General features: G+C 62.0%; 7 protein-coding genes. 4 read left to right on the top strand and 3 right to left on the bottom strand.

Features of this window, described 5'->3' with window-relative positions:
- Window positions 1-14: 14 nt before the first annotated feature.
- Window positions 15-3,116: a TonB-dependent receptor gene (locus PH603_RS02795; protein WP_289504406.1), complete on the bottom strand. Its 3,102-nt coding sequence runs from the start codon at window positions 3,114-3,116 to the stop codon at window positions 15-17.
- Window positions 3,117-3,463: 347 nt separating this feature from the next.
- Here PH603_RS02795 and PH603_RS02790 point away from each other — a divergent pair, with 347 nt between their 5' ends.
- The 3 genes from PH603_RS02790 (at window position 3,464) to PH603_RS02780 (ending at window position 6,369) form a co-directional block, all read left to right on the top strand.
- Entirely contained in the window at window positions 3,464-3,835 is a 372-nt protein-coding gene (locus PH603_RS02790) for a methylglyoxal synthase (protein WP_289504405.1), read from the top strand.
- Between the two features lie 105 nt (window positions 3,836-3,940).
- On the top strand, window positions 3,941-5,230 hold the full coding sequence (locus tag PH603_RS02785) for a Xaa-Pro dipeptidase (RefSeq protein WP_289504404.1): 1,290 nt from the start codon (window positions 3,941-3,943) through the stop codon (window positions 5,228-5,230).
- An 83-nt stretch (window positions 5,231-5,313) separates the two neighbouring features.
- A complete protein-coding gene (locus PH603_RS02780; RefSeq protein WP_289504403.1) occupies window positions 5,314-6,369 on the top strand; it encodes a sulfite exporter TauE/SafE family protein in 1,056 nt (351 codons plus the stop codon).
- Here the strand turns inward: PH603_RS02780 and PH603_RS02775 are convergent.
- Window positions 6,366-8,426 (bottom strand): oxidoreductase, encoded by a 2,061-nt coding sequence (locus PH603_RS02775; RefSeq protein ID WP_289504402.1) that lies wholly within the window; start codon window positions 8,424-8,426, stop codon window positions 6,366-6,368. The two genes, PH603_RS02780 and PH603_RS02775, sit on opposite strands and share 4 nt — an antisense overlap.
- A 115-nt stretch (window positions 8,427-8,541) precedes the next feature.
- On the opposite strand from PH603_RS02775, the gene PH603_RS02770 reads away from it, so the two are divergent.
- On the top strand, window positions 8,542-9,702 hold the full coding sequence (locus PH603_RS02770) for a DmpA family aminopeptidase (protein ID WP_289504401.1): 1,161 nt from the start codon (window positions 8,542-8,544) through the stop codon (window positions 9,700-9,702).
- Between the two features lie 25 nt (window positions 9,703-9,727).
- Here PH603_RS02770 and nhaC read toward each other — a convergent pair whose 3' ends face one another.
- On the bottom strand, window positions 9,728-11,269 hold the full coding sequence (gene nhaC / locus PH603_RS02765) for a Na+/H+ antiporter NhaC (protein ID WP_289504400.1): 1,542 nt from the start codon (window positions 11,267-11,269) through the stop codon (window positions 9,728-9,730).
- Window positions 11,270-11,305 lie beyond the last annotated feature (36 nt).

The following is an 11,305-nucleotide window of genomic DNA, read 5'->3' as shown; positions in this document are numbered from 1 at the left end:
AACGGGAGCCAAAATCAGAACTTGTAACGGGCCCCGAGGAGGAACCGGCGATTGCCTTCCACGATGAACCAGGGCTGGTTCTCGGTGCGGGCAAACGTCTTCACGTTCGATTTGGTGAGGTTGATGCCTTCGAAGGTGATCGAAAGATCTTCGGTGACATCGTAGCTCAGGCTCACATCAAGCTGATCGTACGACTTCACGAACACCGGCGCGCGGGAGCTGCCGCGGCTGTTGTTGTTGAGGAACGTACCACGCCAGTTGTAGGCCAGACGTGCCGAGAAACCGTATTTCTCGAAGATCAGCGTTGCGTTCGCGGTATCGGAAAGACCGAGGAGCGCGAACTGGTCGGCGTTCGTCGGGGCGGTGATATCATAGCCGATATCGCCTTCCACGATCGTATAAGCACCCGAAACACCGAAGCCCGTATCGCCGAAGAAATGTTGACCGGCGATTTCCCAGCCCCAGATATGCCCTTCTTCGTTGTTCACCGGCTTCTGCACCCGGAACTGATAGAAGGGATCGGACGAATTGGCATCGATGTCCACATTCGCCGCCACCTGATCGATGAAGGCCTGACCGAGGCCGCCATTCGAATAGTTGGCAAGGAAGGTGGCTTGCGCCTGATCCATGCTCATGGTGTCGATGAGCGCGGTCATGGTGAAGAGGTTATCGTCCGAAAGGTCGGCGCCGATCGAGTTCAGGAAGGCAACCGCCGCCCCCGAACGCGTACCGGCAGCGCCTGAACCGGGGTCACGCAGGTCGAAGAGCGTCTGCGTATCCTGGCCGCGGCCAACGAAGTTCTTCACGCGCTTGTCGAAGAAGCCGACCGACAGGAAGCTCGAGTCGGCATAATACCATTCGAACGAAACGTCGAAATTGTCCGAGACAAGCGGCACCAGTTCGGGGTTACCCGCGGTGGCATTCGGCGTACCGCCAAGGAAAGTCGGGCGGTTCGGGTTGTTGTTGCCGATATCAACGGTCGAGAACAGGTCCCCGAAGCTCGGACGCGCGATGGTGCGGCCCCAAGAAACACGACCGATGATGTCATCCGTCAGGTCCACCGAGATATCGAGGGCCGGCAGGATATGGTTGTAGCTATTCGATACTTCATAATCGATGCTGCCGCTGGCGAGCTCGCGGATGAAGTCGTTGTTCGAATACCAGACAAGGCCAGCCGGCGGCGTGATCACCGACACCGAGTTGGTCTTGGTGTGTTCGTAGCGAACACCGGCAACCACATTGACCGGACGGTTCAGAAGTTCGGCATTGAGGTCAACCTGAGCATAAGCCGCCCAGATTTTCTCGTTCACGCGGTTGTCCGACGTGCCGTTGAGATTGCCGAAGCCCGGATACTGGTTGCCAAGGGCGGTGTAAAGCTCGGTCGCATCGCCCCGGAAGGCCACAAGCGACGCCCCGGTTGCCATCGGATCGAAATGCGAGAATTCGCAGACGAGGCAGAAGGGCGTGACAAGGTCGCCGGCATACTGGGCAATGTCACCCACGTTGGCCACACCCCAGTCGCCGAGGGCCTGATAGGTCTCGGTACGGGTCTGGTGCATGCGGCTGTCGCGGTACGAACCACCGAAATCGACGCGGTTGTCGTTGTCCATGTCCCACGAACCATCAAGGCGGATTTCATCCGTCTTCTGGACCTGGGCCGAGGTCATCGAGCGCGCGACCTGGCTGCCGAGATCGGCAACATCACGCTGGCCGTTGGCATTGCCATTGCCGCCGGTGGCCGGATTGTCGTTGGCGGTCACGGTCTGGACCGGGAAGCCATTGACGATGCCGAAGGTCTGGTCGGCGATATCCTTGGTCGCGATAGCAACAAGGGTCGAGGAATGGCCGAGCGGGTTGTTCGGCAGTGCCTGCGCCTTCGAATGCTGGCCATCAAGCTTCAGTGTCAGGCGTTCGGTCGGCTTGTATTCGATATTGAGGCCGGTGGAGAACAGCTTGTTCTTCAGGCCACGATATTGCTGCTCGAAACCGCCGTCCTTGGTGCCCGAGATGATGTCATCGATGAAGATGGCGGTTGCCACATCCGGATTGCCATCGAAGGTGACCCTGTCGAACGGACGGTTCAGCCAGTTGGTCTGGTCGGTCCGCAGTTCGTCAGCCTTGTTCTCATAATAGGTGGCGTCCGCCGTGATATTCAGCGTGTCGGACGGCTTGAACTGCAGCGTCAGCTGGCCGTTCGTGCGTTCGCGGCTGAACTCCGAATACTGGAAGCGGGTGTCGTTCGGGAAGGCCACGAGCTGGTTCGGGTCGCTCGGGGCGCCTTCAATCACCGTTGTGCCATCGCTTTTCACGCGGCCACGGCCGGTGTTCGAGAAATCGGCGAACGATTCGGTGTTCCAGTCGTTGACGGTAACCGACGCTGCCGAGTTATTGCGGCGTTGCCAGCTGCCGAAGAGGCCGATACCGAAGGTGCCTTCGTCATTCGCCCAATTCAGGAGACCCGAAAGCTCCGGCGTGACGCGCGAGAAGTCCTCGGTGTCACCCTCGTCATAAACGGCTTTGCCGCCGATCGAGCCGGTGAAACCCCCATCGTTGCCGTCCAGCGGCTTGCGGGTCACCACGTTGATCGCGGCACCAAGGCCACCCGACGTGACGGACGCCCGCGAGGTTTTGTAAACCTCAAGGCGGCTCACACCTTCGGATGCAAGGTTCGAGAAATCGAAGGACCGCGAGGTGCCGGTGGCGAAGTCACCGCTCTGGTCGGTACCGATTGTTTCAATCGATGCGGTCGGCAGCGCGCGGCCGTTCAGGGTGACAAGGTTATAGCCGGGACCGAAGCCGCGAACCGTAACCTTCGAGCCTTCGCCGTTGACGCGGTCAATTGACACACCCGGGATACGTTGCATGGATTCGGCAAGGTTCGTATCGGGGAACTTGCCGATGTCTTCGGCAGAAATCCCGTCGACCACGCCATTCGACTGGCGTTTCAGGTCGATCGAACGCTGGAGCGAGGCGCGCACGCCGGTGACGACGATCTCCTCAAGCGCATTGTCTTCCGCATCGACAGCAAAAGCGGCCGGTGCGGTCGTGAAAGCAGCAATACAGGCGGCATAAGACGCGGAGCACTTTAGTGCCCGCGCGAGTGACGTGCGTGACATATGATTCCCTCCCAATCAGCAGTCAGCTTATATAGAAACCCGGCCCCTCGCCGAGTCTCAAAAGCACGCTGGTAACGTTACCAACTTGGTAACGCTAACATTACGATATAACATGGTCAATGCGGGATGAAATGAATTTGCAAAATAAAATGTAACATGATGTTTTTATTAATTGTTTTGTGACGAAAAAACCGAGAAAAGGCAGCAATACTGCCATTACGTGTGTCGGGATTTTGGGTGAAAATGATGAAAATTTGCGCCGGGTCAAACACCCCGAAAGCTTTTCTGTTGCCATCATCCGGGCGCCCGTTAGGCTCGTCCCCGACAGCAGTTTCCGGAGGATATAGATGACGGCGATCGGGCTTGTGGCGCATGACGAAAAGAAGGCGGCAATGGTGGCGTGGGTCACCGCGCACCGTAATATCCTAGGCTCGTTCCGCATCTTTTCCACCGGCACCACCGGCGGCCGCATCCGCGAGGCCTGCCCCGAGCTTGATGTGACCCCCCTTAAAAGCGGGCCACTTGGCGGCGACCAGCAGCTTGGCGCCATGATCGCCGAGGGACGCCTTTCGGCGCTTGTCTTCTTCATCGACCCTCTGTCACCGCACCCGCACGATGTGGATATCAAGGCGCTCATCCGCATCGCCGCGCTCAACGACATCCCGCTTGCCGTCAACAAGGCGAGCGCCGATCTCGTGCTCGCCGGCCTCAAGGCCTGAGCGCGCCGCACAGCGTCCGCATCGCGCACGGCCCGATTGGGGGGTTGCCCTTGTGGCCGCCCTGTCCCTAGACTGCCGCCAATTCAATGAATGTGGGGGACAGCGATGCGTCGTTTTCTGAGTTTGTTTCTGGGCCTGATGCTGGTGGCACCCGCCGCCATGGCAGACCGGCTGATCATCCGCGCCGGCCAGATGGTCGATGTGGAAAAAGGCCGCGTCCTGAAGGACCAGATGATCGTGGTGGACGGTGACCGCATCGTTTCCGTCAGCGACTGGAAAGACCCGGCCGAGCGCTCGAACGTGCTCGATTGGTCCAGCCGCACCGTCATCCCCGGCCTCATGGACATGCACACGCATATCGCGGATGGCGGCCAGTCGAACAATCCGCTTGCCCCCCTCGAGGTATCGGCCGCTGAAGCGGTGCTTGTGGGCGTGAAGAATGCCCGCGAAACCCTGATGGCAGGCTTCACCACCGTGCGCGACGTGGGCACGTGGCGCGCCTTCAATGATGTGGCGCTGAGGGACGCCATCGACCGCGGCGATATCATCGGCCCGCGTATGGCGGTGGTTGGCGCCTATGTCACCGTGCCCGGCGGCTCGGGCGCGATCACCGATCAGGCGCTGGATGTGGGCGTGCCGGCCGACATGAAGTTCGGCGAAGTGAAGAATGCCGATGAAGTACGCCTGAAGGTACGCTCGCTGATTCAGCGCGGCGCCACCTTCATCAAGACGCTGGCAACGGGCGCGGTGCTCACGAACGGCACCGCCGTTGGCGCTGTCGAGCTTTCCGAGGAAGAGCTGCGCGCCGCCGTCGTTGAAGCCGCACACTATGATGTCTATGTCACCGCGCACGCGCACGGGGCCGAGGGCATCAAGAATGCGGTTCGCGCCGGTGTGCGCTCCATCGAGCACGGCTCGCTGATTGATGACGAAGCCATCGCCATGATGGCCAAGCGCGGCACCTGGCTCGTCGCCGACATCTATAACGGTGACTATATCGCCACCGTCGGCCGCGAAGAGGGCTGGCCGGAAGAGCAGCTCCGCAAGAATGATGACACGACCGACGCCCAGCGCCAGGGCTTCCGCAAGGCGGTGAAGGCCGGCGTGAAAATCGCCTATGGCACCGACAGCGGCGTTTATCCGCACGGGCTGAATGGCCGCCAGATGGCCTATATGGTCAAATATGGCATGACCCCGATGCAGGCCATCCGCTCCGCCACCTTGTCTTCCGCCGAGCTTCTTGGCTGGGAAAAAGAGGTGGGTTCCATCGCCCCCGGCAAATATGCCGATCTGGTTGCCGTGGAAGGCGACCTGATGAGCGATGTGTCGAAAGTCGAGCATGTATCGGCCGTGATGAAAGGCGGCGTGATCTACAAGGATGAAGGTGCCCGTTAGATTTTCTTGCTGGCGCTCCCCGGATACCCGTCAGAAAGTGGCGGGCGGCCCGGGGCGCGGGCCGGACGACTGAGGGGGACGTCATGAGTTTGCTGCCGGCGCGCAAGAAATATTACTGGGTCTGGTTCCTGTGGCTTGCGGCCTTCTATTCCACCTGGGCCTGGCTCAACTTTGGCCTAGGCGGCTGGGCCGCCGCGGTTGCGCACTGGCCGATTGCCGCCGCGATGGCGATGGGCAGCTATGTGGCGGGCTCGACGCCCATGGGGGGCGGCACCGTCGGCTTCCCCGTTCTTGTCCTTTTCTTTGACATGCCGGCAACACTCGGGCGTGATTTCAGCTTCGCCGTCCAGTCCATCGGTATGACAAGTGCGACGATCTTCATCCTCGCCCGCCGCCAGCCGCTGGCCTGGAGCCTCCTCAAGGGCGCCATGCTCGGCAGCCTGATCGGCACGCCCTTCGGTATCTTCTTTGTGGCGCCTTTCATCCCGGAGCTCTGGATCAAGGTGATCTTCGCGGTCGTCTGGGCAAGCTTCGGCGTCCTGCATCTCTACCGGATCAACGAAATTGCCGGCCATAGCGGCATGACCGAATTTGACGAACGCTGGGACTTCCGCCTCGGCCTCAAGCTCGGGCTTGGTGCCGGCGCCACCGTGGCGGCCGTCACCGGCGTTGGGATCGACATGGTGATCTATGCGGCCCTCGTGCTCCTCACCCGCGCTGACCTGAAGATCGCGATCCCGACCTCCGTCGTCATCATGGCCTTCACGTCCGTCCTTGGCATCGCGGTCAAGGCCATAGGGCCCGGCGTCCAGCCCGGCGTTTATGAAAACTGGCTGGCAGCCGCCCCCGTCGTGGCCCTTGGCGCGCCGCTTGGCGTGTTTGTTGTGGAACTGATCGGCCGCAAGCCAACGCTCCTGTTCGTCGCGGTCCTTTGTGTCGGCCAGTTTGTCTGGACCTGCGTGGCCGAACGCGCTGCCCTCGGCCTCGGCGGTATCGCGCTCGCGCTCGCTGGCGTCCTTGCTTTCCTCTGGGGCTTTGAAAAGCTCAGGGCTTGGGGCGCCGAGCTGGTGGGCGAACGACGGGAAGCAGCCACCACCAAGGCAGCCACCCCCGAAAAGCTCGCGACCGAGAAAGCCTAGGGCGTCACCGCCGTATGCAGGTGGCGGCGGAACTTGACCTCGCCGCGGTCCGGCCCATCCAGTTCCTGCGCGTAGCGGTGCCCGGCGTAAACGGCGTGGGCGATCAGCCCCGGCGCTTCGGCGTCGCCGATCACTTTCACGGATGCGATGCCTGCGTCCGCCCAGTCCGCCGCGCGGGCCTTGAGGTCGAGATAGAGCCCGTCGTTCGGCAGGCGCATGGTGACGGGGATAATTATGTCGCCCGAGACAACCTCTTCCGCGCCCGACCAGCTATGCTCGAACGCGGCCTTGGCCCCGTCCCAGCCAGTGAGCGACAATGACGGCAGCATCTTCACGCCGACCTTGTGAAGCCGCTTCATGATGTGCCGGTAGTCAAGCGTGTTCGAGGACCAGCTGGCGACCGTATCGTCGCTGGTGACGAGCGTCACGCTGCAGCCGGCCTTCGCCGCCACTTCGGCCATCACGCTTGCCATATAGAAATAGTCGTCATCATAGATGACCACATGGCCCTTGAGGGCAGCGCCGTCCATGATGTCGTCGGGTGTCAGCACATTCGGTGTGCCCTCGCTGATGACCGGCGCATGGGCCGAGCGACCGAAGGCATCGGCGCGCCAGCGGCTGCCGGTTGCCACCACCACATGCGAGGCGCCAAACTCGAGGATATCATCGGCCGCCAGCGGCGATTCCCGGTACACCGAAACATTCGTCAGCTTGTCGATCTGGCCGACGCGCCAGTCGCGCACCCGGCCCCATTCGGCAAGGCCCGGAAGCTTGGCTTCGCGGTCGACCCGTCCGCCGAGCACGCGGGTGGCTTCAGCCAGATGCACTTCATAGCCACGTGACCCGAGCGCGCGGGTAGCTTCAAGCCCTGCCGGGCCAGCGCCGACCACAAGGATACGGGCATCGGATTCGGCCTTGCGGATGCGGTCGGGGTGCCAGCCCTTGCGCCATTCTTCGCCCATCGAGGGGTTTTGCGTGCAGCGGATCGGGGTGATGGTCATGTCGCCCGATACGCAGATATTGCAACCGATACATTCGCGGATGTCCTCCACCCGGCCATCCTCGATCTTTTTCGGCAGGAAGGGGTCGGCAATCGACGGCCGCGCCGCGCCGATCATGTCGATCACCCCGCGCCTGATTTGCGAGACCATCGTATCGGGCGAGGTGAAACGGCCCACGCCCACCACGGGCTTCGTCGTCAGGCTTTTCACCCAGTTGATGAAAGGCTCCTGCGCGCCTTCGGGTGCGAAGCGCGACGGGATCGAATCATTGTACCAGGCAGCGAGATTGACGTCCCAGAGGTCCGGGATCTCGGCGACCATGGCGACCACATCCTTGGCTTCCTCAACCGTGATGCCACCTGCACCGATCAGCTCGTCGACCGCAAAGCGCAGCGCTACCCCGCAGGTGTCGCCCACCGCTTCCTTGGTGTCGATCAGCACTTCTTTCAGAAGGCGTGCGCGGTTCTCGAGGCTGCCGCCATATTCGTCCGTCCGGTGGTTGCGGCGTTTCTGCAGGAAATGCATGGCAAGCGACAGGTCGTGCGCCGCATAGACATAGATGATATCGAAGCCCGCCTTTTTGCCGCGAATGGCGGCCTCGCGGTGCCAGCGGCGATAGTTGCGGATATCTTCCATATCCATCCCGCGCGCCTGTGCGGGGTAGCCATATTTGGATGGCTGGTGCGACGGGGCGATCAGCACTTCGCGGCTGAAAAGGTTCGAGGCCGTCGGGCCGTTGTGCGTCAGTTCCACCGCGGCGAGGCCGCCGTGGGCATGCACCTTGTCGCACATCAGTTTCAGCGCCGGGATATCGTGATCGTCCCAAAGCCGCGCTTCCACATAGGGACTGACGTCGCCAGACGGATGGATTTCACATTCTTCCGTTGAGACAACCGCCCAGCCGCCTTCGGCCTTCACCTCGCGCATCGCGGCATGGCTTTCCGGCATCCCGTGGCCCATGCCATTGCAGTGCGGCACCTGGAAGAAACGGTTCTTTGCAGTCACCGGGCCGATCTTCACGGGTTCAAACAGGATATCGTAACGGGGGTCGCGCATGGACATGGGGCCTTCTTTTCGTGCGGGTCGCGCACGGGAGGCCGTTTCAGTTGCCAGCCCCCCGCCGCGCAATCATCTTGGACGCTCTAGGTATCCCAAAACGGAGGGTCGGTCGATGAAGACTTTGGCAGGTGCGCTTGGCGTACTCCTGATGGCTGGAACGGCGCTGGCGGCAGAACCCCGCGCGCCCCAGCCGAGGGCACGTGACATCGGCATCCCCTTCACCGGCACACCGGGCACATGGAACGCCATCACGGATGTGAAAGGCGTAACGGTCGGCGAAGTGACGCTGATCGAGGGCGAAGGCGTGCGCACCGGCGTCACCGCCATCCTGCCGCGCGGGCGCGACACGCAGGATAAGCCGGTGTTCGGCGCCGTCTTCTCGCAAAACGGCAACGGCGAACTGACCGGCAGCCACTGGATCGCGGAATCGGGCTTTGTGGAAGGCCCGATCTTCCTGACCAATACCCATTCCGTGGGCGTAGTGCGCGACGCTGCCATTGAATGGCGGGTGAAGGCAGGGGGCGCCGATGCCTCGGGCTACTGGTGGTCGCTGCCTGTTGTCGCCGAAACGTGGGACGGGCATCTGAACGAGATCAACGGTTTCCATGTGAAGCCGCAGCATGTGTTCGACGCCATCGAAAAAGCCAGCTCCGGCCCGGTGGCAGAAGGGGCCACAGGCGGCGGCACCGGCATGATCTGCCACGAATTCAAATGCGGCACCGGCACGGCCTCGCGCCTTATCAAGTCGGACGGCACGACTTATACGGTTGGTGTGCTGGTGCAGGCAAACTATGGCATCCGCGATACGCTGACTGTGGCCGGTGTCCCGGTCGGGCAGCATCTGCGGGATGAAATGGTCTATCAGGCCCCCACGGGGCCGAACGCCGACACAGGCTCGATCATCATTCTGGTGGCGACGGACGCACCGCTGCTACCACACCAGCTGGCGCGCGTCGCCAAGCGGGCGACAATGGGGCTGGCGCGGGTCGGCTCCTACGCCGGGAACGGATCGGGGGATATTTTCCTCGCCTTTTCGACTGCGAACGACGCGGCCTCGCAAGCGGGGGCCCCCGCCAATATCACCATGCTCGCCAACGAGAATATGGACCCGCTGTTCCGGGGCACGGTGGAGGCGACCGAAGAAGCCATTGTCAACGCGCTCGTCGCCGGGCGCGACATGACCGGCACCCAGGGCCGATACGTCAAGGGCATCCCTCAGGATGCCCTTGTTGATCTTCTCAAGAAATACGGGCGCTACCAGAAGCCTGAATGAAGGCTTCGGGGCGCCGCTTCACGCCTCAATGACGGATCGGGCCTTCACCCACGTGATGTTCTTCCAGATGCACGATCTCGTTCACCTCATCCGGTGAAAGCGGCTGGATCTTGATGTTGGTGAGCCCGTAGAAGATGGCCATCAGCGGGTTCATGATATTGAGGAAGGCATAGGGCGCATAGGCGAAGGTCGGCACGCCGAGCGTCGCTGCCATGAAGGCACCGCAGGTGTTCCACGGGATCAGCGCCGAGGTCATGGTGCCAGCGTCCTCGAGCGTGCGCGAAAGGTTCTGCGGGGCAAGGCCGCGACGGGCAAACTCCATGCGGTACATGCGGCCCGGCAGCACGATGGCAATATATTGGTCCGCCGCAATCACATTCATGCCGACAGACGTCAGCACCGTGGTCACGATCAGCGAACCGGTACCGCGCACGCCTTTGAGCAGCACTTCAACGATACGCGGCAGAAGGCCGGTTTGCTCCATCGAGGCGCCGAAGGTCATGGCGGTCATGATCAGCCAGATGGTGTTCAGCATGCTGGACATGCCGCCGCGCGACAGGAGGCTATCGAGCGCTTCGTCACCGGTGGATGCCGAGAAGCCGTTGGCGAGCGCCATCCACATTGCCTTCGCGGACGCTGCAAAAGCCGACATCCCGCCTTCCGGGTCGCCAAACTGCGTCACCACACTGGGTTGGTAGAAAATCGCAACCGCGCAGCCGGCAAGCGCCCCGATCACGATGGTCGGGAAGGCCGGGAACTTGCGGAAGGCAAGGAACAGCAGGATCACGAGCGGCAGGAAGGTCGGCCAGCCGAGATTATATTCGGTGGAGAGAATCCCCCGGATCGCATCGATCGTATCGGTGGAGGCCGCCGTATGGCTTGTCGAGAAGCCGATGACGGTAAAGAGGATCAGCGCGATGATCACCGAAGGCACCGTCGTCCACAGCATATGGCGGATATGGGTGAAAAGATCGGTGCCGACCATGGCAGGCGCCAGGTTGGTGGTGTCCGAAAGGGGCGAAAGCTTGTCCCCGAAATAGGCGCCGGAGATAACCGCACCTGCCGTAACCTCAAGCGACAGGCCCATCACCTGGGCAATCCCGATCAGCGCGAGGCCGATGGTGCCGGCGGTTGTCCAGCTGGAGCCGATCGTCACCGAGACCATGGCGCAGATGATGAGCGAGGCCGGATAGAACCAGTCGGCATCCAGAATGCCAAGGCCGTGGTAAATCAGCGCGGGCGCTGTTCCCGCCAGCATCCAGGCGCCGATCAGCGACCCGATGGCCAGAAGGATGAGGCAGGCACCGAGGGCGAGCGAGATGCCGTCCACGATCACCTTTTCCATCTGCGGCCAGGTCATCCCCCGGCGACCGCCGATGATGAAAGCCACGCCCGAGGCCATAAGCAGCGAAATCTGGTTCGGCCCGCCCGAGGAACCGTCGCCGAACAGGGCCACGGACCCGGCGAGAAGCGCCATCAGAATGAGGAGCGGCAGAAGCGCCAGCCCGAGTGGAATAGGTGAATCGGTTCCGGCCGGCTGCGCCTTGCCCTCGTTACTGTTGGTCATGTTTTCTCCCAAGGTCCCCGGACTGCCGCTTCTTTC

It is taken from the genome of Gimibacter soli (assembly GCF_028463845.1).
Lineage (GTDB): Bacteria > Pseudomonadota > Alphaproteobacteria > Sphingomonadales > Kordiimonadaceae > Gimibacter > Gimibacter soli.
This window is presented reverse-complemented; position numbering and strand designations above follow the sequence as displayed.